Source organism: Phocaeicola sp. RTP21198st1_B8_RTP21198_201120 (assembly GCF_040929485.1).
Classification (GTDB): domain Bacteria; phylum Bacteroidota; class Bacteroidia; order Bacteroidales; family Bacteroidaceae; genus Phocaeicola; species Phocaeicola dorei.
The window spans coordinates 158093-184538 of record NZ_JBCOCI010000003.1 but is presented as its reverse complement, the minus strand read 5'-3'; the positions used below and the strand labels follow the sequence as shown (position 1 = coordinate 184538).

Sequence of the window (26446 nt, the reverse complement as noted above, 5' to 3'; positions counted from 1 at the left end):
TTGATGGAAGAATGTAAAAAAGCAATCTTAAACGAAAAATAGACCAATAAAAAATAGAAAATTATCGTTGTCCAACTGATAATTTGTTAACTTTGCGACATAAAAATATTAAAATGGGTATTTATGGGAACGATTAAAAGCATTGGTATTTTAACCTCTGGAGGAGATGCTCCGGGAATGAACGCTGCCATTCGTGCAGTCACACGTTCTGCCATCTATAACGGCTTGAAAGTATATGGCATTTATAGAGGATACAAAGGATTGGTAACAGATGAAATTCAGGAATTCAAAAGCCAAAATGTTAGTAACATCATACAAATGGGAGGTACCATTCTGAAGACCGCCCGTTGCAAAGAATTCACGACACCCGAAGGACGGGCACAAGCTTACGAAAACATGAAGAAGCATGAAATCGACGCTTTAGTCATTATAGGTGGTGACGGTTCTTTGACTGGTGCACGTATTTTCGCACAAGAATTTGATGTTCCTTGTATCGGTCTGCCCGGAACGATTGACAACGACCTGTATGGAACCGACACCACCATCGGCTATGATACAGCTTTGAACACAATTTTAGATGCAGTAGATAAAATCCGTGATACGGCAACTTCTCACGAACGTTTATTTTTTGTTGAAGTAATGGGACGTGATGCAGGCTTCTTGGCATTGAACGGTGCTATTGCCGCAGGTGCAGAAGCAGCTATTATTCCGGAATTCAGCACAGAAGTTGACCAATTGGAAGAATTCATCGAACATGGTTTCCGCAAATCCAAGAGCAGTAGTATCGTATTAGTAGCCGAAAGCGAACTGACCGGGGGTGCAATGCACTATGCCGAACGTGTGAAGAACGAATATCCGCAATACGATGTGCGTGTAACGATATTAGGACATTTGCAACGTGGCGGACGCCCCACAGCGCATGACCGAATTATTGCCAGCCGTATGGGAGTGGCTAGCATCCAAGCACTATTGGAAGGACAACGTAATGTAATGATTGGTATTGATGATGATAAGATTGTTTATGTACCTTTCGCTAAAGCTATAAAGAACGACAAGCCTATAGACAGAGAATTGGTGAACGTACTTCATGAACTTTCTATCTAATTTTTATCCACCACAGGTACACAAAAAACGCAGATTATAATTATTCATTAAATCTGCGTTTTTTATGTTACCTGTAGTAGTAGGAAAACCTTATTTCAAGGTTGAGAAATAAGCATCCAATAACTTTTTGGCAGCAACAAACGAAGTCAGTTTGCCATTCAGCACCTCTTCCTCTTTTGCAGCCAACATAGAAATTATCTTTTCATTATTATAGAAACTATCACGCAAATGCTCGTTGATAGACTCATACATCCAATACTTAGCCTGTTCATTTCTGCGATATTCAAAATACCCATTCGCTTTCACAAAAGCGAAGTATTCATAGATCATATCCCAGATTTCTTTAATTCCAATACCATAAAAGCCGGAATACGTCATTACTTTAGGACTCCAGCCCGAATCAGGAGCAGGAAACAAATGTAAAGCATTACGGAAATGACTGGCAGCCAGTTTTGCTTTCTCAATATTGCTGCCGTCAGCTTTATTGATAACGATTCCATCCGCCATTTCCATGATACCTCTCTTAATCCCCTGCAATTCATCACCAGTACCGGCCAGTTGGATCAGCAAAAAGAAATCCACCATAGAATGCACTGCTGTTTCGCTCTGCCCTACTCCAACCGTTTCAACAAAAATCTTATCAAAGCCCGCCGCCTCACAAAGTATGATCGTTTCACGAGTCTTACGAGCTACTCCTCCCAACGAACCTGCTGACGGACTAGGCCGTATAAAAGACTTCGGATGGACAGATAGTTTCTCCATGCGGGTCTTATCTCCCAAAATACTGCCTTTAGAACGCTCACTACTGGGATCAATAGCTAAAACAGCTAATTTTCCTCCCTTCTCAAGCACATGCAATCCAAATACATCAATAGATGTACTCTTGCCGGCACCGGGCACACCACTGATACCGATTCGCATAGAATTTCCGGAATAAGGCAGACACTTCTCTATCACTTCCTGGGCAATAGCCTGATGTTCCGGTTTTACACTCTCCACTAAAGTAACCGCCTGACTCAATACGGTCACATCACCTTTTACGATGCCTTCTGCATATTCACCTACGGAAAACTCACGACGACGAGGTTTTTTACGTAGTTTCAAATAAGGATTCACAATAGATGGTTGCTCAATACCTTTGTTCACTGTCAATCCCTTATATTCTTCACTATTTTCAGGATGTTCCATAGCTATTTTTTTGAGGTTACTTTTACTTTAATAATTATCTTCGGATTGTTAGGATCATTGGTTATCATCAGGACACGCGGAGTACCCTTTACTTTCTTCAAATTTTGACCGAAAGCAGTAATCTTCAACTTGGTAGACGCACCCGGTTTCAAGACACGTTTCTTCAACTGGACCCCCAAAGCAGAATTGAACACCTGCAAATCACGAATTTCCAGATTAGATTTTCCTACATTTTTAATAATAATCGTATGTGCTTTCTTTTCATCACTTTCCAGTTCTCCCATCTGCAACTCTTCGGCAGAAAGATGAATGGCAGGCGGATTCAAGCGTTCCTGCTGACTGATATGTGAGAAATCCGGCAACAATACGGCAGAAACCGGAATTTCATTTTCTTCTCCCACCTTATCTCCCAGGAAACGGGAAAGATAAACAGACGCCGTTGTCAAACCCAGTTTAGGTAACTTTTCCGTATCAAGAGTTATCTTGATTTTACCTGTACGTCCTCTTCCCAGTTTTTCCGGAATGGCAACAGCACTGAGGTAAGGAGGCAAATGCATCAACACAGGGGTGTATAACCTATCTGACGTATTGGCAACCAACAGTTCCATAGTTGGTTTATCCCCTTTATTAGCATCTTCAAATTCTATTTCCTCCTTATTCAAACGGATAGCTCCAATCTGAAAAGGATGAGTGAAAGTATAGTTTTTAGGATCGGCAGTCACTTCTCCCCGAATAGCCAGATAGATAGGTTTATTGGAGGCATTGCAATAAATGCCTACGCTCTTCTGAAAACGTCCGATGGCTTTGGCGTCAAAAGTAGAACTGACACTCCCGGTCTTTCCCGGGGCAATCGGTTCTTTGGTCCAATCAGCAACCGTGCAGCCACAAGAAGTTGTCACATTAGATATCACTAAAGGTTTATCTCCTTTATTAGTGATTTTAAAGGTAGCCGTCACCGGATTTTTCCATAAAATAGTTCCAAATTCATGCGTTGTCTTATCAAATAATGCTTTGGGTTGTGCCTGTACTCCCAAAGTCACTCCCATTAACAAACTTACTATCAGTATAATATGTTTCATACAATTATTTTATGCTTTTTAGATAGCAAAGATAGACAAAAAACATCCTTTACCCATTTTTTCAGCCTATAATTTATTTTATCTTATGAATAACCTTTATCTTTGTCCCGCATTAAAAATCAGATAAATTATGAAAATAGTAAAACATTACTGGTTCATTGCCATTGCATTGATTACAATGATAAGTTTTTCTTCATGTGAAAGCGATGAAGAAAGAGGATTTGATATTTCAGGATTATACGGTAAGACTTGGTGGGGCGAAATGGGATTTGAGGACCCATACGGAGAACGGCTTTACAGTTATATTACATTCACCTCAGGTGCTTTCCCGGATCATGGTGTAGGTACGGAAGAACGCTGTTACTATGATGATGAACTTTATAGGGTATATAAGTTTGACTGGGAAATTCAAAACGGTTGGTTATATCTATATTATTCAGATGGTTATACATTTATAATTGAATATCCATCCGTTTCAGGCCGCTATTTTTATGGCACGGCTGAAGATGGTTTTGAAATAAGATTAGAATGGGTGGACGGCAGAAGCATAAGAAAAAAAGTAAGTTAGCAAGCTAACTTACTTTTTATGAAATCACACAACTAATTCCAGACATCCTGCTTCTCTATTCCACCATCACCCGATATCCTCCCGTATGCCCTCCGAATTCCGGAGCATAAGCAGACTGAACAGTTGCAATTCCAGCCTGATATTCTCCTGTCCGGTTCACATACACCTGATACTCTATCACATAAGTTCCTTTTCTCATCTGATCGATAAAGAACTGGGTCGAAGCATCTTTGGTAGCCTGATAATATCCCAGCCCGTTGCTCCAACGAAATCCCGAAACTGCCTGTAACGGTTCCATACAAGCTGCACGGTCATCCTTGATCTGAACAAAATCCATATCACGGTCAGCCTTTACAGTCAGGCGAACGGTAATCTTATCGCCAACCTTTAACGGAGCTGATTCATTCAAAGCCTCATCCCCTTTATATAATTGACGGCTGACAGACAATCCGTTTCCCTGCCCGCTAATTTGATCCATACTTTCCAGATATTGGGCATAAACGGCTCCCCAACCCATTCCGGCTCCTTCTTTATCCACCCTTATTTTCTTGATATTCATCACATCACCGGACATCGTCTTCTTGATATAACCGATGGCTTCATCTGCCGGAGTCCGGATCACTTCTTTACCTAAAGTAATCTCTACTCCTCCTGTATTTGCCAATAAATCCGAAGTTCCTGTAGCCATCAATACATACACCGCATCAGCCGTAGCTATCGGCGTTTCCCAAGTCTGTGTCTGTTTCTGCTTCAACAGCCAGCGTTTCATTTCATCAATAGCTTTCGTATCTTTTGTTATACGCTGTATAGCTTCCATAGCAGCCACTTCAGTCGGAATTTTATAACTGAACCATGAATATCGGGCTTTAGGAGTATCAAAGTAACGCCCCATTTCATCCGTCACAACAGAATACTCCATCAATGACTGCATAAACAACTTGGCCTCTGCCACCTTACCGGCTTGCTGCAAGATGATAGCTCCCAACGCCTTTCCATAAATCGTCAGTTCTTTTCCCTCACCGGACAACTTGTCTATGAAATACCGGTTCACCTTTTCATCAACCGGAGCCTTGCCATCCAAAGCGCAGATATACAAATACCTGAGAACCTGTTCTGACGGACGGATACCGACAGCCCCTTTCTTTTCAGCTTCTTTCATAGACTTATACTCTTCGGCAGCCTGCTTGCCTAAATACTCGAACCCTTTTTGAATCATAGGCTGCATCCGGCTGTCAGCATCCTGAGGAGTCAATGCATTCAGCCGGACAAGCATTTCCATTACCTGAGTGGTTACATAGCGGCTGCCTTGCATACCTTTATACCAACTCCATGCGCCATCTCCATTTTGCAATTCTCTCAGTTTCTCTACAGAAACTGCCAGTCCGCTGTTCATTGTATTCAGGTCAAACAAAGTGGCGATACGCTGTTTTTGTTCGGCTTCATTGGTAGCTTCTGTCAGCCAGGGAGTTTCAGCCAGCAGGATATTTTTCAGTTCCTGATTCTTTTGCAGATTGCTCATAAAAGTCTCCTTTGTACCACCTTGAGCCTTCCAGCTATCAAAGACTTGCTTGATACGGGGATTTTCTTTGACTATACATGCAGCCAATGAATGGGCATAATAAGCGGTAGCCCAGGAAAGAGCATCTTCATTCTGAGGATTAGCCACTACAGGCAAAGCCTGCACGGCATACCAAGCCGGATGGGCAGTAAATTCTACGGTCAACCGTTGTTCAGAAGCCGTTTTGCTATGCTTGTTAAACAGATTTTCCAAAGAGAAAGTATGCACACCTTCCCCATTCACGTTCAGAGGAACGGTTTCCGTCACCCACTGTTTGTCTGTCAGAACGGGAATGTAACGCTGTTCTCCATCACTGAAGGTATCTCCATCCGCTACCATCCGGCATGCCATTACCGCATATTTGTCACTCACTTCAAAAGCAAAGTTCACATGCCCGGTTTCTCCTCCCTTCATATCGAACTTCTGTTTTTGTGAATAGAATACCTTTTCTGTTTCCGGATTAAACAATTCCATGCGGACAGTCCCTTTCACCCCCTTGTCCGACAGATTCATCAGTGAAGCGGCAATATTCGCTTTATCTCCCACGCGGACAAAACGGGGCATATTAGGTTGAAGCATAAACTCCTTGCTGGCAGTAGCGGTAGCTTCTATTTTTCCATAATCCACATTCTGGGTATGTGCCAAGCCCATAAACTTCCATCGGGTAAGGCTCTCGGGCAATACAAAGGAAATACTGACTTCACCTGTTTCATTGGTGCGGAGCTGTGGATAAAAGAATGCCGTTTCCGCAAAGTTTTCACGTATCTGTATATCACCTGTTTCTGCCAGTTCTTCAGAACTACCCATTTCTGCCTTTTCCTGTGCAGACGTCTCTACCATTTCTTCCTGGAGCACCATATCAGTAACAGCCTCCTGGTTCATCACAGCATTTGCGGCACTCCTGCCTCTAATCTTCAAAGCTCCTGTAAGAGTGGCACGAGGACTGCCGCCTCCGTAACCTACCACCACAGCCTCCATTCTTCCTGTAGATGGAATGATCAATTCACTATATTCCAAAGGAACCGCACGGAACCTCTTCAACGGGAAATCAACATACAAATAAGCATTCCGCATATAGGATGTATTCCAATAAGTCAAAGGAACCACACAATGAAAGTCCACTCCAAAGTCCAGCTTATGTGCACTATAGATTTTATCCAGAGAAGCATCATACATGGTAGCCAGCATTTCAGCCTCAGCCGGACGTCCATCCGGATAAAGTACCGTCAGTTTCCATTCCTCTTGCTGTCCCGGACGGAGTTTGTCACGGAACGTAGTCCATTTCAGCTGCAACTTCTTCTCAGGGGCCGGTTTCATAATCCGTGCATTATGACTGTAAAGTCTGCCGTCTTTCACAAATGCCATACTTACCAGAATGCCGTCACCATATTCCTTCTTATAAGGGAAGCGAAAACTGATTACCGAGTCCGAAAGCTGTATACGTTTGCTTTCCAAGCGCTTATTGCCTGCAAACACATCATAAAGCAGATAGACATTCTTTTCGCTGCTACCTATATATATAGTAGCTGGAGATGCTGCATCAAATTCCAGACCATCCTGATAGAACCAATCCGTTATCACGAAAGGCGGACGCTTGTCGTTCAATGAGAACAAAAGGAAATTCTTAGATGCCGTACACTCTCTGCCTTGTGTATCCTTAGCCGAAAGCTTCAAACGATAATTACCGGAAGGCAGGGCATAAATAGCCTCAGGAATAAAACTCTTGTTAGCTTCCACCGTACCGGTCAATACCTTTCTGCCTTCTTTTTCCTGACCGTCTTTCTGCTTCTCCATCTCGACTACCTGATAAGTAACCAGAGTATCTACCGGCTCACCCGAAAGATTCATGGCTGTCAGTTTTATTTCCAACTTCTTTTCTTTAACCAAATTATCGGGCAGATTATCCATATTCAGCACCATTGAAGTGCTTCCTAAAGGCAATGACAAATTAGCTTGCTGTGTCTCACCTGCACCATCCGTCACATCCGCCTGTATGTTGTACGTATAATACCACAACGGAGATTCTCTCCTGTCCGAGTCTATTTCAAAATGCACCGGAACGGTGAACTTACCATCCGCATCGGTCATTGCCTCTCCCTCCCAACGGGCTGAACCTCTGCCCATAAACCGCCAGAACCAAGCATAGGAACGGGATATATTATAGTGTACCCTGGCATTCTGCACAGGCGCACCGGCAAAAGTCTTTGCCATACCCGCCACTTCTATAGAGTCACCCACTTGATACTCCACTTTCACGGGTTCAAACGTGACATCAAAGGTGGGACGTTTATATTCTTCTACCTTAAAACTGACAGAAGTATCGGCCGCACGCAAGCTAAAATAACCGGTCAGGCAAGGAGAGGGCAAAACAAATTGTCCGCTGAACGAACCAAAACCATTCGTCCATACTTCTACTTTTCCTGTTTCATTATTATTCGCATCATATAGGGATACCGTATATTTTTTATCCGCAAGCACACGCGTAGAATCCTTTTCCATTTCATAAGCCAAGCCGGATACATATACGGTTTGACCGGGACGGTAAATGGATCGGTCGGTAAATAATTGCAAAACTTCTTTTTTCTTGCTCTCTTTATAGTAATAATCGTTTTTCCAAAGATTCAAGATGGGCATCGCATTATCAGTCGCCGTATGTGCATTATACCAGTATTTGTTACTATTCAGGAAATCCAGTTTCAAAGTACCCTGTTTATCCGCCTGATAGGTCTGTTGAGGAGAATAGCCTCCTCCCTTCTCCGTATAAATGGTTACTTCCGCCTCAGAAACAGGCTGTCCGCTCACTGCATCTACCACCACCAGTTCCAACGTACCATCCGGCAGAGGACGATAAATGGTCTTTAAAGCGGTGACATTCATTAATGTTCCGTCCGAAACGCCCTTCTTCCCATCGGGCACTGCCTTTAAGAAATAAATTCCCGCTTGAGGAGCCTGTATGGTCAGGGTGGTATCGATATTCAAATAATCTGTAGTAGGTTTCAAAGAAAAATGCTCCTCGCGTTGCAAACGGGCATATTTACTTTCAAAATGGGTGGTTCTGTTCTGCAATACGGCAGAGGTAACGGGTAAATTCACCTTATATAACTGCAAAGTGATGCCGGTAAGGTTTTTATAATTTACTTTCACCGACTGCTGTTCACCAGGATAAGCCGTAGCTATTTCCAGTGAAAGGCTTGCATTCAGAATTTCCTTTTCTATATTCTTCAGTTGGTTGATACCTTCGTAACGGGGGTATCCGGCTATTCCTTCACGAACTATCCGCAAGCGCTCTACCTGATTATTTTGATACTGTAGGAATTGTGCCAAAGCCAGATAAGCTTCAGGGACTGTTTTCACAGCCGGATAAGTATGAATCCACTTCCGGAGTTCCTGTTGGCATACGTCATTCGAGAAGTTTCCGGAAAAATTGCGGTACAGGTAATTCAATGCATCCACAGCGGTCAGCAACCAACCCTCGCGCTCCGTTTCCGTATCATATGCTTTCAGCAAGGACTGATAAGCCTGCATGACAGCTGCTGTCAAGTCACAATCAGAGACAGGAACAAACTGATAAGTAACAAACTTATCCATATCCGTCATATCCGCAGGCAGACTGTTTGTCTGATTTGCTTTAGCAGCCGCCTGCCACCTGTACTGCTGCATGATTTGTATGGCACGACGTGCCAACAAGTTGTACAGATTATCACGAAAATACCGTTTACTAGCCTCTCCCACTCTCACCATAGATCTCAATTTCTCGACCGGGACAAGCAATAACCGGTCTTTATCCTTGAGAGAGGCCTGCAAATAGCCCAATCCCTTTTTTACGTCGGCAGACATGGCCATTTCACCCAGAATGGAATACAATATAGCTTTGTCTTCCACACTGCCGGTTTGGGAAGCCCATTGTTCCAAACCATTCATATCTACCTTCAAGCTATCGGGAGTTAAAAGGGAACGGTACTGCATGGCAGTGAGATAGGCTTTCATCATTTGCGGTACATTCTGTTCCACTTTTGCTTTATCGTAGATTTTCATTGCTTTGGAAATGACCGATTGGGGCAGATCCTTTCGTTCCAACACCTCCAGTTCTTTCCACAAATTGTCATAGGTTTGTGCCTGTATAGGAGCAAATACGCTCATTACCAGTAACACTATCAAAGATAAATAACGAATTTTCATATCTACAATCTTTTAGTTCATACTAAGTCTTCTGTAACAAAGAAACGAAATAGATGTTTAAAGACTGCATACGTTTTAATTAAAATAACTAAAACAGAAAAGGAAAGATCTTTCAGCGCAGCCAAAGCAGACGTTGCAACACCAGTCTTTTATAGGGTTTCTTCATGTCTTCGGGCAGGAAGGAAACATCTATCAGTTCCATCCATTTAATGATGGAACGTCGGAATTTCCGGGCGATGTTCTCTATTACCTTGCCACTGACCCCCGATGCGATTATCGACTTCTCGAAATCGCTTCTCCATATTTTCCTTTTTTTCCCATTAAGAGTCAATGCCAGTTCCTCCGTATCCTCGGGCATGACAATAACCGTGGACAGCAAATCGTATGCAGGCGTCAGACTATAGCCCATCCCCGTGTCATACAATGAAAAGTTCTTCAAGTGCATATCCGAGTTTCCCACAATCCACGAGAACACCACCACTTCCCAGAAATTCACCAAATCAAGCTGCGGCACTGCAGAATACTTCTTGATAGTCTTGGCTATCTGCTCATACGAGCCCTTATATTTGTATTCGGTGAGACGTTCCGTCAACTGGCACATGTCCTCCATGGCAATCTTTCCACCATCCGGGCGACGGTCTATGCGCCGGGTGATGTATCCCAATTCGCCATCGGCAAAACGCACCAACCCGTGGGGAACCACCGCTATTTTGGCTGCTTCCGCCATGTGCATGGTCAAATCCTCCAGCTCAGGTAATGCCCGGTAAAAATCAGTCTGGGGCTTCAAAATGAACTTTCCCCACAAGCCCACGATGGTAAAACGGTCCGGCTCGTTCTTTCCGCCGGGATTCACATCGAGCGACAATTTGGCCTGCACGCCCGTCAGCGTAGTCTGTGCCCTCACTACCTGTTTGGCCAGTTCACCTATTTCACTCCGCACGTAAGGCAATTGAGGCGCCTGACGAGTACCGAAAAGTTTCCGGGCACAAGCCGGATGATAGTCCACCTGTCCTTCCTTCAGTTCCTTATAACAATACAAACACCTTTCCATCATGTTTCCGGTTTATCAGGTTCATCCTCTACTACACTTACTGCCCCGATACAATCCTTGCAACAGGCCAGCAACAGCGACATACGGTCGCGCCGGTTTATCTTCCAACTGTTTTCGGCAATGTTCAGCAACCATCCTTCGGGTATCAGGCCGTCAAAGAACGGGAACAAGACGGTGTCGTGATAGGGTTTGTCCGTCAGTGGCAGTGTCAGACTGACGGCTTCCGCCTTGTCGGAACGCAAGAACCCGGCATCATAGACAAAGGTGAAACCATTTTCGTCTTCCGTCAGCGTCCCCGCATAGATATCATTCAGGTATATTTTACCCCTTCTCATACGCTATGCTCCTTTCCTGCAGGCACAGCCCCTACTTCATGCCCGAAGAGGGCAAGCACCTGGTTTACCTTGTCTATCCGTAAAGTCTGCTTTCCTTGCTCCAACTCGCGCACAAAGCGAAGTCCCACTCCCGCCTTAGCTGCCAAATCTACTTGCGTAAGTCCGAACCGCTTACGCATTTCTTTTACAAACAATGACAATGAATCACTCATAATTACACCCTTTAGGGTACAAATATAGCAAAACCAGCGATAATTACACCCTAATGGGTATAATTTATTAGTTTCTTTCGTATAATATACCCGAAAGGGTGCAAAGTATTAGCCCAGGCCGACGCATTACGGAAAACCAGGAGTATTCAGCAAATTTGTGATACAAGAAAAAAGGAAAGGAAAATTCCTTCAAAAGCTTCAGCCTCTCCGCAAACCCTTTGCCAGTGGGCATTCCGGCTGAAGAATTACACCAGAAAATGCTTCAGCCCGAAGAAAAATCCTTCAGCCGCACCCTTTGGGAGTATGCATACTCCGCACAGACTGGTTCCCCAATGCTTCAAAAGTCCTATATCCAGGCACTTGTCACCGTATCGCACCCCTAAATAAGCAAACTGACACAACCGGAAACATATTCTCTTTCATCAGGATAAGTTTGTATTTTCCGTCCATCACCTAGGTAAACACGCCATCCCACTCTGGTGAAAATCCGTTGTCACCTGTGTGAAACGGCTGCTTCACTAAGGTGAAGCAATAAAGCCATTACGGCACAAAGCAAACTCTTCCTAATAGTAACATCATTTCCAACAGGCATAAAAGCACTAAAAAAAATGAACTTACACAGAGACACATCCCGAACAGCCAAAAACTGAAGCTTCCATAATCGGGCTGAAGAAATTTCCAAAGGCAATCCTTTAGCCGCTTCGCCCTATTGACGGGCTTTTGCGGAGAGGCTGAAGCTTCTGAAACAAAAAACAGGGCAATGTCCCCGGAGGCACTGATAATCACCTCAATGGTAGCAGAAACCGACAAGTGTACACATGAAGCGGCAACTTCCGAATAAAATAAGCCCACTCCCGCAGTATATAGCCGGAAATATTGTATATTTGCTCTGTACAAAAAGAAATAGAACCACTATGAAGAAAGAAGAATTAATGCGGAAAGCCATTGAGCTTTCTATAGAGAACGTGGCAAACGGTGGCGGACCCTTTGGAGCTGTAATTGCCAAAGATGGTGAAATCATTGCGACCGGAGTCAATCGCGTCACTTCTCAATGCGACCCTACCGCCCATGCGGAAGTCAGCGCCATCCGTGCGGCGGCAACCAAACTGGGAACATTCAACCTGAGTGGGTGTGAAATTTATACTTCGTGTGAGCCGTGTCCCATGTGCCTGGGAGCCATTTACTGGGCACGACTGGATAAAATGTATTATGCAAACAACAAGACGGATGCCAAGAATATAGGTTTTGATGACTCTTTTATCTATGATGAGTTAAGCCTGAAACCTTCGGCACGCAAGCTGCCCTCCGAAATTCTTTTGGCGGAAGAGGCAATAAAGGCATTCCAACAATGGGCAGAGAAAAGTGACAAAGTGGAATATTAATTAATAGAAAGGCGCGGACGAAATCCCTATCATCCGCGCCCGAAATCTTTATAAGATCTTAAAGACTATTCTTTTACCGGCGTATTTTCCAACGTAGCTACTACGAAATCATAGAACTTACCTACAGAAGGAATAAAGCAGCGTTCATCCGGTGAGTGAGGAGAACGCAAGGTAGGGCCGAAAGAAATCATATCCAAGCCGGGAACTACCGCACCGATGATACCGCATTCCAAACCGGCATGAATCACTTTCACAGCAGGTTCTTTACCGAATTGTGCCTGATAAGACTCCTTCATCGCTTTCAGAATAGGAGAATCCACATTGGGCTCCCAGCCTGAATAACCACCTGAACGGGTCACTTCCATGCCTGCCATAGAGAAACAGCTTTCCAATGCAGTATTCAGATAATCCTTCATCGAGTCACGCGAGCTACGGGCCAATATCTTAATCTCCGCCTTACCACCGCCTATAGAAACAATAGCCAGATTAGAAGAGGTTTCTACAGTATCGGGGATAGTAGGAATCATACGCATTACCCCATTTTGACAAGCATAAATGGCATCCACCAGATTATCTTTGATTTCATCGGGAACCATCATCTTCGGCAATTCCACACGTTCTGCCTTGAAGCTGATCGGAGTTTCGTGTACATGATACTCTTCATTCCACAATTCTTCGCACTCCTTCACATAGTCCAGTACGTCCGCTTCTTCATCAGCCGGCACTGTAATAACGACTTCACATTCACGAGGAATCGCGTTACGCATATTGCCACCTTGCCAGGAAACCAGGCAAGCCTCATCGTAAGTTATCACCTGATTCATGAAACGAGCCATCAGCTTGTTAGCATTGGCACGTCCTTCATTGATTTCCAATCCGGAATGACCACCGCGCAGCCCTTTCAAGGTAACTTTCAAAGCGATGTCAGCCGGATCTGTTTCCACTTCTTTATATTCCAACACAGCTGTCAGGTCTTCTCCGCCTGCACAACCGATATACAATTCTCCTTCTTCTTCCGAATCCAGATTCAACAGAATATCACCGTCTACCGTTCCCGGCTTTAAGCCGAACGCACCAAACATACCTGTTTCCTCGTCGGCAGTAATCAGTGCCTCCAACGGACCATGTTTCAGCGTTTTATCTTCCATGATAGCCATGATAGCGGCAACACCCATACCATCATCAGCTCCCAAAGTCGTGCCTTTAGCTTTCACCCAATCTCCGTCAATGTAAGTTTCGATAGGATCATTTTCAAAATCATGCACTGTATCGTTATTCTTCTGAGGAACCATGTCCATGTGTGCCTGAAGAATCACCTTCTTGCGGTTTTCCATCCCCGGAGTGGCAGGCTTGCGATAAATGATATTACCGGCTTCATCCTGGAATGACTCTACGCCTACACTTTTTCCAAAGTTCAGCAAGAACTCTTGAACCTTCTTCAAGTAGCCCGAAGGACGGGGAACCTGAGTCAATGAATAGAAATGCTTCCACACATTCTGCGGAGCGAGAGAGAGAATTGTACTCATAACTTCTTAGTTTTATTTGTGAACGGCAAAGCCGCTAATCCATATATACCCAACAAAATTAATAAAAAAGTTTGTATTCCATGCACTAATAAGGCAAAAATTCCCGCATCTTCTTTTCCTACTCCATAGAGCATCATCATCGTTATGACAGCAAAATGCCACGGACCCGCCCCATTAGGAGTCGGAACCACTACCGCAATGCTACCTACGGCAAACATCACCAATCCTGCCATCACACCTAAATCATCAGAAAAATCGAAACAAAAGAAGGAAACATAGAATTGCAGGAAATAGCAAGTCCAAATGCCAACGGTATAAAGAATGAACAGAGGCATCCGCTTTACATGACGCAAAGACAGCACACCCACCCACACATTATGGAGAATGCCTTTCACTTTGGCAAAGACCGTCACATTCCTGATCAGAAAAAAGGCCAGTACCAATACAGCCAACACACAGATGATAGTAATATAGAAATGCCCCGAAGTAAAGACCTGTGCCAAAACCGTGGTATCCGTGCCGGTTTCTTTAAAAAAAGTATCGAACACTCTTGCCTGCATTATAAGAGTTACCCCTGTAATCAACGACACACACAGCGTATCAATCAACCGTTCCGCAACCACCGTACCCAGCGATTTGGAAAAAGATGTACCATCATATTTAGCCAACACCCCGCAACGGGAAATCTCACCTACACGGGGAACAACCAAGTTGGCGGCATAAGACACAAAGATGGCATACACACAATCGGATGTTTTGGGATACTCGCCCAACGGAGCCAGCGTAAGCTTCCACCGCCAGCCACGAAAAATATGACTAAACACGCCAAACACTAATGACACTAACATCCACCAATAATTCATTCCTCCATCCAAGACCTCCCATACCCGGGAAAAATTGAATCCGTGATACATCCATATCAGTATTGCAGCCCCCAAAAATAACGGAAATGCAATCTGCAAACCTTTATTTATAATCTTTTTTAATCGAGTTCGTTCCAAAATCTGTGTATATTAATTTAGAATGTTTACCTTTGCACGATGCAAAGATACTATCTTAGCGAAATAAACCTATTTATAAACGATAGAAAAATAACGGAATGGGATTAGTAAAGCCAAAAAAATTTCTAGGACAACACTTCTTGAAAGATCTCAGTATTGCAAAAGATATAGCCGATACAGTAGATGTGTGCCCTGACTTGCCAATTTTGGAAGTAGGACCGGGGATGGGGGTACTAACCCAGTTTATTATGCAGAAAAACCGTGCGGTAAAAGTGGTGGAACTGGACTATGAATCTGTAACCTATCTCCGTGAGAACTTTCCTGCCTTGGAAGATAATATCATTGAAGACGACTTTTTGAAACTGAACCTCGAAAAATTATTTGACGGGAAACCTTTTGTTCTGACCGGCAACTACCCTTATAATATATCCAGCCAGATATTCTTTAAAATGCTGGATTACAAAGACCTGATACCCTGTTGTACCGGAATGATCCAAAAAGAAGTGGCCGAACGCATTGCCGCCGGTCCCGGAAGCAAGACATACGGCATTCTCAGTATCCTGATACAAGCCTGGTACAAAGTAGAATACCTGTTCACCGTACACGAACATGTATTCAATCCGCCTCCCAAGGTGAAAAGTGCGGTCATCCGTATGACACGCAATGAAACGACGGAACTGGGATGCAATGAAAAATTGTTCAAGCTCATTGTAAAAACAACATTCAACCAACGGCGTAAAACTTTGAGAAATTCTATTTCTTCCATTTTAGACAAAGAGAATCCATTGAGCGCAGACCTGATTTTCAACAAACGCCCGGAACAGTTGTCTGTATCAGAATTTATCGAACTGACTAACAGAGTGGAAGCGGCACTGAAAAATAAAACGGATATAGTTTACAGTAACGATATCGCCCGGAAAGGAACAAACAAGAAAGAATAACACCTATTTATTATATTAACGGAAGAGTAGGATGAATAAAGAGGAATTAGAAAAAGTAGAGCAGCTGATCGAGCAAAAAGACTCAGAGCAACTTAAGGACTTGCTTGCCGGTCTACATCCTGCCGACATAGCAGAGCTGTGCAATGAACTGGATGCGGAAGAAGCACGGTTCATATACCTGTTACTGGACAATGAGACTGCCGCCGACGTCCTTATCGAAATGGACGAAGACGCCCGTAAGGAATTCCTGGAAATCCTTCCCTCTGAAACAATCGCCAAACGGTTCGTTGACTACATGGATTCGGATGATGCCGTGGACATTATCCGTGAAATGGACGAGGACAAACAAGAAGAAGTCCTCTCACACATTGAAGACATAGAACAAGCCGGAGACATTGTCGATTTGTTGAAATATGACGAAGACACTGCCGGTGGATTGATGGGTACCGAAATGGTAATCGTAAACGAAAACTGGAGTATGCCCGAATGTCTGAAGGAAATGCGCATCCAGGCGGAAGATATGGACGAAATCTATTATGTATATGTAGTAGACGATGACCAGCGGCTGCGCGGTGTGTTCCCGTTGAAGAAAATGATCACCAGCCCTTCCGTATCCAAAGTGAAGCACGTGATGAGGAAAGAACCGATATCCGTCCATGTAGATACCCCTATAGACGAAGTGGTACAAACCATTGAAAAATATGACCTGGTCGCCGTTCCGGTAGTGGACAGTATCGGACGCCTGGTAGGACGGATTACGGTAGACGATGTGATGGACGAAGTACGTGAACAGGCTGAACGCGACTACCAGCTGGCATCAGGTTTGTCACAAGACGTGGAAACAGACGATAATGTATTCCGCCAGACTACAGCCCGTCTGCCCTGGCTGCTCATCGGCATGATAGGCGGAATAGGCAACTCCATGATTCTGGGCAACTTTGACAGTACTTTTGCCGCACATCCCGAAATGGCCCTCTATATCCCCCTTATCGGCGGAACAGGCGGTAACGTAGGAACACAGTCCTCGGCACTTATCGTACAAGGACTGGCAAACAGCTCGCTGGATGCCCAAAACACCTGGAAACAAATAGTAAAGGAATCTGTAGTGGCCGTAATCAATGCTACTATTATTTCTATGCTGGTATATATCTATAATTTCATCCGTTTCGGGGCAAGTGCCACCGTGACTTATTCGGTTTCATTCAGCCTGTTTGCAGTAGTCATGTTCGCTTCCATCTTTGGGACCCTGGTTCCTATGACACTGGAAAAACTAAAAATAGATCCGGCCATCGCTACAGGTCCGTTCATATCCATCACCAATGACATTATAGGTATGATGCTTTATATGGGCATCACCGTATTACTATCCTGACACGTTTCACTACAGATTACATAGATTGAAATTCAGAGAAAAAACAGATTCACACAGAAACCGGCAAAGAATCACAATAAAAGAGAATCTGTATGAATCTATGTAATCTGCAGTGCATTTATCCCCCTTGATTCTCCTATTTTCTCCACTTTTAAGGATTTTCCTAAAAAAATCGGGAAAAACAGTATGAAGTTCTAATTTATTTCTTTTAATTTGTAAATTGTTGTTATAACAAAAACGCTTACTTTAAAAATCTATACGATGGACTCGAATGAAACTATCCGCCCTTTAACCGAAGTTCCAGTGGAACAGACATCTGAAACTTTGGTATCATCTTCCGCTACTGCAGAAGAAAATAACGCTACGTATGTACCTAAACAAACGAAAGAAGAGGTCATCGAACGTTTAAAAGAAATCAACGAAGACGCCTGCAATGCAGACAAACAAGAGTTGGATTTATTGAAACAGAACTTCTACAAGCTGCACAAGGCTGAGCAAGAAGCCGCCCGTAAGGCATTTATTGATGGCGGAGGTGCTCCTGAGGCATTTATTCCCCAACCGGACGATGCTGAAAACCGTTTCAAAGATATCATGAGCTCTATCAAAGAGAAAAGAAGCGCCATACAAGCAGAACAAGATAAAGAAAAAGAAGATAACCTGGTGAAAAAGCTCGCCATTATCGACCGCTTGAAAGAACTTGCCGAATCTCCCGAAGATGCCAACAAAGCATACAATGAATTCAAGAAACTGCAACAGGAATGGAACGATATAAAACAGGTGCCGGCTGCCAAAGTCAATGAACTATGGAAAAATTATCAGCACTATGCAGAAAAGTTCTATGACTTGATAAAGTTGAACAACGAATTCCGTGAGTATGATTTTAAAAAAAACCTTGAAATAAAGACTCATCTTTGTGAAGCCGCAGAGAAATTGGCTGATGAAGAAGATGTGATTTCCGCTTTCCATCAATTACAAAAGTTACATCAGGAATTCCGGAATACGGGTCCTGTTGCAAAAGAATTGCGCGAAGATATCTGGACCCGGTTCAAAACCGCCTCTACAGCCGTAAACCGTCGTCACCAGCAACATTTCGAAGCCTTAAAAGAAAAAGAGCAACGTAACTTGGATGAAAAGACCGTAATCTGTGAAATTGTGGAAGCAATGGAATACGATACGTTCACTACCTTCCAAGACTGGGAAAACAAAACTCAGGAAATCATTGCTTTGCAAGCCAAATGGAAAACAATTGGTTACGCACCTCAAAAAATGAACGTGAAGATATTCGAACGTTTCCGTGCCGCTTGTGATGAATTTTTCAAACGCAAAGCCGAGTTCTTCAAGTCCATCAAGGAAAGTATGGCAGGCAATCTGGAAAAGAAGAAAGCATTATGTGAAAAAGCAGAAGCACTAAAAGAAAGTACAGACTGGAAAGCAACTGCTGATATTCTAAGCAAATTACAAAAGGAATGGAAAACAATTGGTCCTGTACCTAAAAAGTATTCGGATGCCGTATGGAAACGATTCATTGCCGCATGTGATTATTTCTTCGAGCAAAAGAACAAGGCGACTTCTTCACAACGCTCAGTTGAACAGGAAAACATGGTTCAGAAAAAGGCGATCATTGAAAAGTTAAATACAATTGACGCACAGGAAACACCGGAAGAAGATGCCGGAAACACCATTCGAGAATTAATGAAAGAATGGAATAGCATCGGTCATGTACCGTTTAAAGAGAAAGATAAATTATACAAGCAATATCATGGTGTCATTGATAAGTTGTTTGACAAGTTGAATCTTTCCGCATCACAGAAAAAATTAAGTAACTTTAAATCAAGCATCAGTAAGGAAGGCAACCTTTATCGTGAACGCGAAAAACTGGTTCGTGCTTACGAAAACATGAAGAATGAAATTCAAACATACGAGAACAATTTGGGCTTCTTGACCAGTTCTTCCAAAAAAGGTAGCAGTTTGGTTACGGAAATGAATCGTAAAGTGGAAAAACTCAAGGCAGACCTAGAATTGATCTTAAAAAAAATAGAGGTGATTGACCAATCAATGAAAGACGAATAAAAACAGTTATAAAAAGAGTTTAATGCAAATGCGTTAGACTCTTTTTTTACTAACGTACTACTGATTTTTTGCACCTTTTTCATCCTGCGTGTTTTCATGGCCTACTAAAAAAGACAAATAGAACAATTGAGAGAAAGCAAAACCCCGAATTACTCCCGGATTGGCGTTGCATTGTTTTCGGACTGCCCCGCTTTTTTCATGAGTCTTACGGAAAAATAGAGAGTTGACACCAATTTTGATTGGTCTATTTTTAAGATAGCTAGCCCAAAATGAAAAAAGTTCTTCTAAAATTGCAATTTTAGAAGAACTTTGTCTTTAATAAGTGGTTTATGTGTTGGGATACCAGGATTCGAACCTGGAAAAACAGGACCAGAATCTGTTGTGTTACCATTACACCATATCCCAATTTTCCTATCAAAACACCCGTTTTGATTTTGACGCTGCAAAGATACGTTTTTTTATTTAATCCACAAATTTTTGAAGCTTTTTTTTCTAATCAAGATTCTTTTTTCTCCATTTGCTTTCTTTTCCAGCCTTCCTTATCCTTCTTGACCGTGTATCTTCACTCTAGGCTTAACATAACAATAAAAAGATTCTCTAACTAAAAAAAACAAAAACCGAATATATTTAATGCACATTTTTTCGCTAGAATGAGAAAACCAAGTATCTTTGTGCATTGTTGTAAATACATATATTAGAATAATCAGTTGTTAATAACATTATAATGAACGAAGCAGAGACTTTAGTAAAAAAAATAACAGAAGGCATTCAAGAAAAGAAAGGTAAAAACATTGTAATAGCGGACCTCACCGCCATTGATGATACCATTTGCAGCTATTTCGTAATCTGTCAAGGTAATTCCCCAAGTCAAGTTATAGCTATCGTTGACTCAGTCAAGGAATATGTACATAAAGAAATAGATGACAAGCCTACGGGAATAGACGGACTGAGAAACGCAGAATGGGTTGCAATGGACTACAGCGATGTACTGGTACATGTCTTTTTGCCGGAAACAAGAAATTTTTATAATCTGGAACATTTATGGGCAGATGCCAAACTGACCCAAATTCCTGATCTAGACTAATCCAATACAGAATCAAAATGAGTGAAAATACCAATAATAGACCAAAGATAAACATGCCACGCTTCAATTTGAGTTGGCTGTATGTTATCATTGCCATGAGTTTTGCCATCCTCTATTTTTCCAATCAAGAAGGAGGAATTGACAAACAAATAACATATACCGAGTTTAAAGATATGATAAACAAGGGATATGCCAATAAAATAATTGCATACGATGACAATACGGTAGAAATGTACATTAAACCGGAATTTGTTAAAGATGTATTAAAAAATGACTATAAAAAAGTAGGGCGTAACCCAGCATTGAACGTAGAAATAGGTTCCATGGAGTCATTGGATAAATTCATGGAAAAGGCACAGGAAGAAGGTCACTTTACCGGATCTATCAGTTATGAAAAGAAACGCGACTACTTCGGCGCATTATTTTGGAATATCGCTCCGTTTTTACTATTGATCGGTATCTGGATGTTTGCCATGCGTCGCATGAGCGGCGGAGCAGGGGCCGGAGGCGCCAATCCGTTCAACGTAGGCAAAAGCAAAGCTCAGGTATACGAAAAAGGAGACAAGACTAACCGGATTACTTTTAAAGATGTAGCCGGACAAGCGGAAGCTAAACAAGAAGTGGAAGAAATTGTAGAGTTTCTGAAACAACCTCAGAAATACACGGAGTTGGGAGGTAAGATACCTAAAGGCGCTTTACTGGTAGGCCCTCCGGGAACCGGTAAGACTTTGCTGGCAAAAGCTGTTGCCGGTGAAGCAGATGTACCTTTCTTTTCGCTTTCGGGTTCCGACTTTGTGGAAATGTTCGTTGGAGTAGGTGCATCCCGTGTACGTGACTTGTTCCGCCAGGCGAAAGAGAAAGCTCCTTGTATTATATTCATTGATGAAATTGACGCAGTAGGACGTGCCCGTGGCAAAAATCCAAGCATGGGTGGAAATGATGAACGCGAAAATACATTAAACCAATTATTGACAGAAATGGATGGTTTTGGTTCAAATAGCGGTGTGATCATTTTGGCCGCTACCAACCGTGCGGATATATTGGATAAAGCATTATTGCGTGCTGGTCGTTTTGACCGCCAGATTCATGTTGACTTACCCGACTTAAACGAACGTAAAGAAGTATTTGGAGTACATTTGAAGCCCTTAAAGCTGGATGAAAGTGTCGATCTGGATTTGCTCGCCCGTCAAACTCCGGGATTCAGTGGGGCAGATATTGCCAATGTATGTAATGAAGCAGCACTGATCGCCGCCCGCCATGGTAAGAATGCGGTTGGGAAACAAGATTTTCTAGATGCTGTAGACCGTATTATCGGTGGTTTGGAAAAGAAAACCAAAATCATGACTGCCGAAGAAAAGCGTACTATTGCTTTACACGAAGCCGGTCACGCTACGCTGTCTTGGTTTTTGGAACATGCCAATCCTTTGATTAAGGTAACCATTGTTCCCCGTGGACGCGCATTGGGAGCCGCATGGTATTTGCCCGAAGAACGGCAGATCACAACCAAAGAACAAATGCTGGATGAAATGTGTGCCACTTTAGGGGGACGTGCAGCCGAAGAGCTGTTCACCGGACATATTTCAACCGGTGCCATGAACGATTTGGAACGTGTGACAAAACAATCATATGGAATGATTGCTTACGCCGGAATGAGTGAAAAGTTACCCAACTTATGTTATTACAGCAACGATGAATACTCTTTCAGCAAGCCTTACAGCGAACGTACAGCCGAACTGATTGACGAAGAAGTGAAAAGAATGATCAACGAACAATATGATCGGGCAAAGGCAATATTGTCCGAACATAAAGATGGTCACAACGAGCTGGCCCGTCTGTTGGTTGAAAAAGAAGTAATTTTCGCCGAAGACGTGGAACGCATTTTTGGCAAACGTCCCTGGACCTCACGTTCAGAAGAAATTATGGCTTTAGAAGCTACAGTAAAACCAGTAGAAGTAACCGAAGATTTTGAAGAGAAGAAATCTTCAGATTCTGAGGAAAAGGAAAAAGAAAAAAAAGAAGCATAACATTGTAGAAAGATCTGTCAATCATAATCATGTCATTCTGAATGATATAAAGAGTCTGTAGTAATCCAGATACGGGTTCTTCATTATCACTCAGAATGATTAAACAACAGATCTTCTATTTTGATTTTTGAATCACTTAAGACTAACGACCGTGAAAAGCAATTTCTTACAACGTGCCATAACCGGAATTATTTTCGTTGCAGTACTGATAGGCTGCATAGTGGGTGGGGCTGTTTCTTTCGGTATCCTATTTGCCATTATCAGCGCATTGGCTATCAATGAATTCTGTAATTTGGTCAATCATGTAGAAGGAATACAAGTAAATAAACGCATATGTATTCTCAGCGGATTTTTTCTTTTCCTGTGCTTTTTTTATTTTGGAATAGATCCTTCACAAACAGGTATATTTATTCCTTATCTGGCTTTATTCATCTACCTGATGGTCAGCGAACTTTATTTGAAAAAAGAAAACCCTCTGAACAACTGGGCATACGCCATGCTAAGCCAAATGTACATCGCTCTGCCATTTGCTTTGTTGAATGTATTGGCTTTCCACTCGGACGAAACAGCGAGTATTTCACAATACAATGCTATTCTCCCACTATCTATTTTTATTTTTAACTGGGTGAATGATACGGGGGCTTATTGCACGGGGATGCTGTTTGGCAAACACAAACTGTTCGAGCGTATTTCCCCTAAAAAATCGTGGGAAGGTTCTATCGGTGGCAGTGTATTCTGCATCATATCCTCCTTCATACTGGCTCATTTCTTTCCCTTCATGTCCACCGGGGTATGGATTGGACTAGCATTAACAGTAGTAATATTCGGTACATGGGGTGATTTGACGGAATCTTTATTGAAGCGCCGTTTAGGTATCAAAGATTCGGGTAATATTTTGCCGGGACATGGTGGAATGCTCGATCGTTTCGACAGCGCAATCCTCGCTATCCCTGCAGCAGTAGTCTATTTGTATGTAGTTTCTTTATTTTAATTCCGCCAGATCCAAAAGATTAAAATCAGGCGTACTCTTGTCAGTAAGCGGGTAAGAGAAGATATATGTTTTTTCTTCACCGCCTACAGGACGTACCAGCACCTTTAATCCTTTTAATTCACTGTTTTCCGGTGAGTAACTTCCTAATTTGAAAGAAACCAGACCAGGTACCAACCGTCCTTGGCTGCCATTATTGTTATAGCGGAGTTCCAAATGCGCATACCCGTCATTTACCAAAGGAATCATCTCATTGACAACCAGATTGAGAATAGGCCTTTGGGGATTGGGAAAATTCAGCATAAAACGCACATTCATATACTCATTGGAAAACCATATATCTTTAATCTGCACTTTCATATTTCCTATACTATCCATATTATCAGGATTCAGTCCGATAATATCTTGAACAGGTACCATGGCATAGTCATTCAAACGGATATCATAGGCAAAACCACTCTCACCAGCTTCCAGAAAGGTATAACTTCCAAAGATACGCTCTCCCGTCTTCAAATCCCGGTAAGGTACAGCATTCTGTACCACCCACAATTTCTCTCCATTATCCAATATAAAATAAGGAGCGTCATACTGAGGTTGCTTTTCTACTGTAGCCATAGCTATAGTTACTGTACTATCGGGATAACTTTCGTCATTGCCACAAGCTGAAAAGGCGAATACTCCGCTAAAAAGAAGTACCGCCCCTAACATCGATGAAAAAGAATATTTCATATTTTCCGGGGTTTAGGTTATTTACCCGAAAGAACAAAAAAACAGCGTGAAAAGTTTATTTCTTCAGTAAGGCCACCATCTTGCGTGCCGCTGCCTCCGAAGCTCCTGCCGGACCTAAAATTTGAATTATACGATCATACTCTTCCAACATCTTATTCCTATATACCTTATTATATAGAAGAGCTTCCAACTCCGAACGTACATTATCTACCGTCATCGTATCGGCTACCAGTTCACGCACCACTTCCTTATCGGCTACCAGATTAACCAACGAAATATATTTCACTTTTAGAATATGCCGGCGAAGAAAAGCGATAAACGTCCCTACCGGAGTATAGTAACACACCACTTGAGGAACACGGAAAAGAGCTGTTTCCAAAGTTGCAGTACCCGAAGTCACCAATGCCGCCTGCGCGTGCTGCAACAGCCTGTAAGTCTGTCCGAAAATGATTTTAACCGGTACATTCGGATTTATATAACCCGCATAATAGGCAGGGTCCATCCCCGGAGCCCCTGCCAACACCAATTGATAATCTTTGGTAAACGGAGCAGCAGCCTCCAGCATCATCGGTAGGTTGTCTTTGATTTCCTGTTTCCGGCTGCCCGCCAACAATGCGATAACAGGCTTTTCGGACAAACCATTATCCGCCACAAATTCCGGAAACCCATCCGGATGTTTCTTACAATAAGCATCCACTGCATCTACACAAGGATTACCCACATAATGAACAGGGTACTGATGTCCGGCAAAAAACTCAATCTCAAAAGGCAGGATAGAAAACAATTCGTCCACATCCCGCTTGATATTTTTAATCCTATACTCTTTCCAAGCCCATATTTTAGGAGAAATATAATAGTAGACAGGTATTTGCGTCTGCTTCTTTATAAACTCGGCTATTTTCAGGTTAAAGCCAGGATAATCCACCAGAATCACTACATCAGGAGCCCAACGAACAATGTCCTGCTTACATTCTTTCATATTCCGAAAGATAGTACGCAAATGCAACAACACCGGGATAAAACCCATATAAGCCAGTTCTTTGTAATGCTTCACCCGCGTTCCACCAACAGCCGTCATCAAGTCCCCGCCAAAGAAACGGAATTCTGCTTCCGGATCTTCCTGTATCAAGGCACACATCAAATTAGATGCGTGCAAATCGCCTGATGCCTCGCCTACTATCAAATAGTATTTCATACTTCCAGATTCCAGTTTTTCAACTCATTCATCATCCCATAAGCGGTCACATCAATTTGGGTAGGAGTTACCGCCACATACCCATGCCCTAATGCCCAGTGGTCCGAATCTTCCGCTTCCGGTTCATAGTTATCAAACTCTCCGGTCAGCCAGAAATACTCTCCACCCCGAGGATGCAGACTACGCTTCCATTCATTAATCCAAGCCCCATTCGTCTGACGGCAGATGCGTACCCCTTTCAAAGAAGCCGTATCCGGAAAGTTCACATTCAAGCAAATACCCAAAGGCAAGCCATGCTCCAGGACCTGCTCAGTAATACGGCGTATATAAGGCAGCGATGAAGAGAAATCAGCATCCGCAAAATGATTACATAATGAATATCCGATAGAAGAAATCCCCTTCAGGCACCCTTCAATCACTACCCCCATCGTACCGGAATAATGCACATTCACTGAAGAATTATCACCGTGGTTTATTCCACCTATCACCACATCGGGACGACGGGGAACAACTGTATGCAATGCCAGTTTCACACAATCTACCGGTGTACCCGTACATTTATACACAGTCAAGTCCTCCTCTTCACGTACCTTGTAATACCGCACAGGATGTTCGGAAGTGATCGCCCCCGAAGCTCCCGAACGAGGACCATCCGGCGCCATTACGATCATTTCACCCACTCCACGCAACCCACGTATCAACTCATTCAATCCCTTAGCTTCCACGCCGTCATCATTTGACAGCAATATCAACGGTTTTTCTCTCTTCATATTTTTCCACTCTTTTTCTCGGAGCGTAAAGATACAACTCTTTGCCGGAACTACCCCTCGCCAGAAAAGAAAATTATCTTAATGTTCTAC

20 protein-coding genes and 1 tRNA gene are annotated in these 26446 nt (G+C 42.9%); 9 read left to right on the top strand and 12 right to left on the bottom strand.

The genetic code is table 11. The annotated features are described in order from the left end of the window. Positions 1-123: 123 nt before the first annotated feature. Complete coding sequence (pfkA, locus tag AB5935_RS03295) at positions 124-1104, top strand: 6-phosphofructokinase (protein ID WP_005845845.1); 981 nt, start codon at positions 124-126, stop codon at positions 1102-1104. 90 nt (positions 1105-1194) lie between these two features. Here the strand turns inward: pfkA and meaB are convergent, their stop codons facing one another. Further along, positions 1195-2292 (bottom strand): methylmalonyl Co-A mutase-associated GTPase MeaB, encoded by a 1098-nt coding sequence (meaB, locus tag AB5935_RS03290; protein ID WP_038610953.1) that lies wholly within the window; start codon positions 2290-2292, stop codon positions 1195-1197. A 2-nt stretch (positions 2293-2294) separates the two neighbouring features. Continuing rightward, complete coding sequence (locus tag AB5935_RS03285) at positions 2295-3371, bottom strand: DUF1573 domain-containing protein (protein ID WP_007836241.1); 1077 nt, start codon at positions 3369-3371, stop codon at positions 2295-2297. Between the two features lie 130 nt (positions 3372-3501). Between AB5935_RS03285 and AB5935_RS03280 the strand changes: the two genes are divergently transcribed. Then, positions 3502-3939, top strand: coding sequence for a hypothetical protein (locus AB5935_RS03280; protein WP_007836243.1), 438 nt, complete (start codon positions 3502-3504; stop codon positions 3937-3939). A 55-nt stretch (positions 3940-3994) separates the two neighbouring features. Here AB5935_RS03280 and AB5935_RS03275 read toward each other — a convergent pair whose 3' ends face one another. From AB5935_RS03275 to AB5935_RS03260, 4 genes are all read right to left on the bottom strand, one after another. After that, entirely contained in the window at positions 3995-9676 is a 5682-nt protein-coding gene (locus AB5935_RS03275) for an alpha-2-macroglobulin family protein (protein WP_038610956.1), read from the bottom strand. Between the two features lie 112 nt (positions 9677-9788). Next, a complete protein-coding gene (locus tag AB5935_RS03270) occupies positions 9789-10727 on the bottom strand; it encodes a HipA domain-containing protein (protein ID WP_007840698.1) in 939 nt (312 codons plus the stop codon). Then, on the bottom strand, positions 10727-11062 hold the full coding sequence (locus AB5935_RS03265) for a HipA N-terminal domain-containing protein (protein ID WP_038610959.1): 336 nt from the start codon (positions 11060-11062) through the stop codon (positions 10727-10729). The genes AB5935_RS03270 and AB5935_RS03265 overlap by 1 nt, the downstream gene beginning before the upstream one ends. Further along, entirely contained in the window at positions 11059-11274 is a 216-nt protein-coding gene (locus AB5935_RS03260; protein ID WP_038610962.1) for a helix-turn-helix transcriptional regulator, read from the bottom strand. Before AB5935_RS03260 ends, AB5935_RS03265 begins: the two co-directional genes overlap by 4 nt. Before the next feature lie 914 nt (positions 11275-12188). Here AB5935_RS03260 and AB5935_RS03255 point away from each other — a divergent pair. Continuing rightward, positions 12189-12656, top strand: coding sequence for a nucleoside deaminase (locus AB5935_RS03255; RefSeq protein WP_038612533.1), 468 nt, complete (start codon positions 12189-12191; stop codon positions 12654-12656). 65 nt (positions 12657-12721) lie between these two features. Here the strand turns inward: AB5935_RS03255 and AB5935_RS03250 are convergent, their stop codons facing one another. Both AB5935_RS03250 and AB5935_RS03245 read right to left on the bottom strand, forming a co-directional pair. Then, positions 12722-14182, bottom strand: coding sequence for an aminoacyl-histidine dipeptidase (locus tag AB5935_RS03250; protein WP_007836257.1), 1461 nt, complete (start codon positions 14180-14182; stop codon positions 12722-12724). Beyond that, positions 14179-15183, bottom strand: a complete 1005-nt coding sequence (locus AB5935_RS03245; RefSeq protein WP_007836258.1) for a lysylphosphatidylglycerol synthase transmembrane domain-containing protein — start codon at positions 15181-15183, stop codon at positions 14179-14181. The genes AB5935_RS03250 and AB5935_RS03245 overlap by 4 nt, the downstream gene beginning before the upstream one ends. A 98-nt stretch (positions 15184-15281) precedes the next feature. Between AB5935_RS03245 and rsmA the strand changes: the two genes are divergently transcribed. The 3 genes from rsmA (at position 15282) to AB5935_RS03230 (ending at position 19566) form a co-directional block, all read left to right on the top strand. Further along, positions 15282-16124: a 16S rRNA (adenine(1518)-N(6)/adenine(1519)-N(6))-dimethyltransferase RsmA gene (gene rsmA / locus AB5935_RS03240; protein WP_007836259.1), complete on the top strand. Its 843-nt coding sequence runs from the start codon at positions 15282-15284 to the stop codon at positions 16122-16124. Positions 16125-16155: 31 nt separating this feature from the next. Beyond that, positions 16156-17496 (top strand): magnesium transporter, encoded by a 1341-nt coding sequence (gene mgtE, locus AB5935_RS03235; RefSeq protein ID WP_005845823.1) that lies wholly within the window; start codon positions 16156-16158, stop codon positions 17494-17496. Between the two features lie 261 nt (positions 17497-17757). After that, positions 17758-19566 carry a DUF349 domain-containing protein gene (locus AB5935_RS03230; protein ID WP_038610965.1) on the top strand — a complete coding sequence of 603 codons (1809 nt, stop codon included), beginning with the start codon at positions 17758-17760 and terminating at the stop codon, positions 19564-19566. A 334-nt stretch (positions 19567-19900) separates the two neighbouring features. Here AB5935_RS03230 and AB5935_RS03225 read toward each other — a convergent pair. Beyond that, positions 19901-19971, bottom strand: a tRNA-Gln gene (locus AB5935_RS03225). Positions 19972-20290: 319 nt separating this feature from the next. Here AB5935_RS03225 and rsfS point away from each other — a divergent pair. The 3 genes from rsfS (at position 20291) to AB5935_RS03210 (ending at position 23665) form a co-directional block, all read left to right on the top strand. Beyond that, positions 20291-20650 (top strand): ribosome silencing factor, encoded by a 360-nt coding sequence (gene rsfS, locus AB5935_RS03220; RefSeq protein ID WP_007836264.1) that lies wholly within the window; start codon positions 20291-20293, stop codon positions 20648-20650. Between the two features lie 17 nt (positions 20651-20667). Beyond that, on the top strand, positions 20668-22674 hold the full coding sequence (gene ftsH, locus AB5935_RS03215; protein WP_038610968.1) for an ATP-dependent zinc metalloprotease FtsH: 2007 nt from the start codon (positions 20668-20670) through the stop codon (positions 22672-22674). Between the two features lie 151 nt (positions 22675-22825). Then, complete coding sequence (locus AB5935_RS03210) at positions 22826-23665, top strand: phosphatidate cytidylyltransferase (protein ID WP_008674878.1); 840 nt, start codon at positions 22826-22828, stop codon at positions 23663-23665. Here AB5935_RS03210 and AB5935_RS03205 read toward each other — a convergent pair. The 3 genes from AB5935_RS03205 to surE are packed head-to-tail and all read right to left on the bottom strand — an operon-like array spanning position 23657 to position 26356. Then, on the bottom strand, positions 23657-24391 hold the full coding sequence (locus tag AB5935_RS03205; protein ID WP_007845865.1) for a NigD-like protein: 735 nt from the start codon (positions 24389-24391) through the stop codon (positions 23657-23659). The two genes, AB5935_RS03210 and AB5935_RS03205, sit on opposite strands and share 9 nt — an antisense overlap. Positions 24392-24446: 55 nt before the next feature. Further along, a complete protein-coding gene (gene lpxB, locus AB5935_RS03200) occupies positions 24447-25586 on the bottom strand; it encodes a lipid-A-disaccharide synthase (RefSeq protein ID WP_007836272.1) in 1140 nt (379 codons plus the stop codon). Further along, complete coding sequence (surE, locus tag AB5935_RS03195) at positions 25583-26356, bottom strand: 5'/3'-nucleotidase SurE (protein ID WP_007836273.1); 774 nt, start codon at positions 26354-26356, stop codon at positions 25583-25585. The genes lpxB and surE overlap by 4 nt, the downstream gene beginning before the upstream one ends. Positions 26357-26446: the final 90 nt, after the last annotated feature.

Excerpts from the sequence above, each read along its gene's own strand:
- pfkA (WP_005845845.1), top strand. The coding sequence starts at position 124 with ATGGGAACGATTAAAAGCATTGGTATTTTAACCTCTGGAGGAGATGCT.
- meaB (WP_038610953.1), bottom strand. The coding sequence starts at position 2,292 with ATGGAACATCCTGAAAATAGTGAAGAATATAAGGGATTGACAGTGAAC.
- AB5935_RS03285 (WP_007836241.1), bottom strand. The coding sequence starts at position 3,371 with ATGAAACATATTATACTGATAGTAAGTTTGTTAATGGGAGTGACTTTG.
- AB5935_RS03280 (WP_007836243.1), top strand. The coding sequence starts at position 3,502 with ATGAAAATAGTAAAACATTACTGGTTCATTGCCATTGCATTGATTACA.
- AB5935_RS03275 (WP_038610956.1), bottom strand. The coding sequence starts at position 9,676 with ATGAAAATTCGTTATTTATCTTTGATAGTGTTACTGGTAATGAGCGTA.
- AB5935_RS03270 (WP_007840698.1), bottom strand. The coding sequence starts at position 10,727 with ATGGAAAGGTGTTTGTATTGTTATAAGGAACTGAAGGAAGGACAGGTG.
- AB5935_RS03265 (WP_038610959.1), bottom strand. The coding sequence starts at position 11,062 with ATGAGAAGGGGTAAAATATACCTGAATGATATCTATGCGGGGACGCTG.
- AB5935_RS03260 (WP_038610962.1), bottom strand. The coding sequence starts at position 11,274 with ATGAGTGATTCATTGTCATTGTTTGTAAAAGAAATGCGTAAGCGGTTC.
- AB5935_RS03255 (WP_038612533.1), top strand. The coding sequence starts at position 12,189 with ATGAAGAAAGAAGAATTAATGCGGAAAGCCATTGAGCTTTCTATAGAG.
- AB5935_RS03250 (WP_007836257.1), bottom strand. The coding sequence starts at position 14,182 with ATGAGTACAATTCTCTCTCTCGCTCCGCAGAATGTGTGGAAGCATTTC.
- rsmA (WP_007836259.1), top strand. The coding sequence starts at position 15,282 with ATGGGATTAGTAAAGCCAAAAAAATTTCTAGGACAACACTTCTTGAAA.
- mgtE (WP_005845823.1), top strand. The coding sequence starts at position 16,156 with ATGAATAAAGAGGAATTAGAAAAAGTAGAGCAGCTGATCGAGCAAAAA.
- AB5935_RS03230 (WP_038610965.1), top strand. The coding sequence starts at position 17,758 with ATGGACTCGAATGAAACTATCCGCCCTTTAACCGAAGTTCCAGTGGAA.
- rsfS (WP_007836264.1), top strand. The coding sequence starts at position 20,291 with ATGAACGAAGCAGAGACTTTAGTAAAAAAAATAACAGAAGGCATTCAA.
- ftsH (WP_038610968.1), top strand. The coding sequence starts at position 20,668 with ATGAGTGAAAATACCAATAATAGACCAAAGATAAACATGCCACGCTTC.
- AB5935_RS03205 (WP_007845865.1), bottom strand. The coding sequence starts at position 24,391 with ATGAAATATTCTTTTTCATCGATGTTAGGGGCGGTACTTCTTTTTAGC.
- lpxB (WP_007836272.1), bottom strand. The coding sequence starts at position 25,586 with ATGAAATACTATTTGATAGTAGGCGAGGCATCAGGCGATTTGCACGCA.
- surE (WP_007836273.1), bottom strand. The coding sequence starts at position 26,356 with ATGAAGAGAGAAAAACCGTTGATATTGCTGTCAAATGATGACGGCGTG.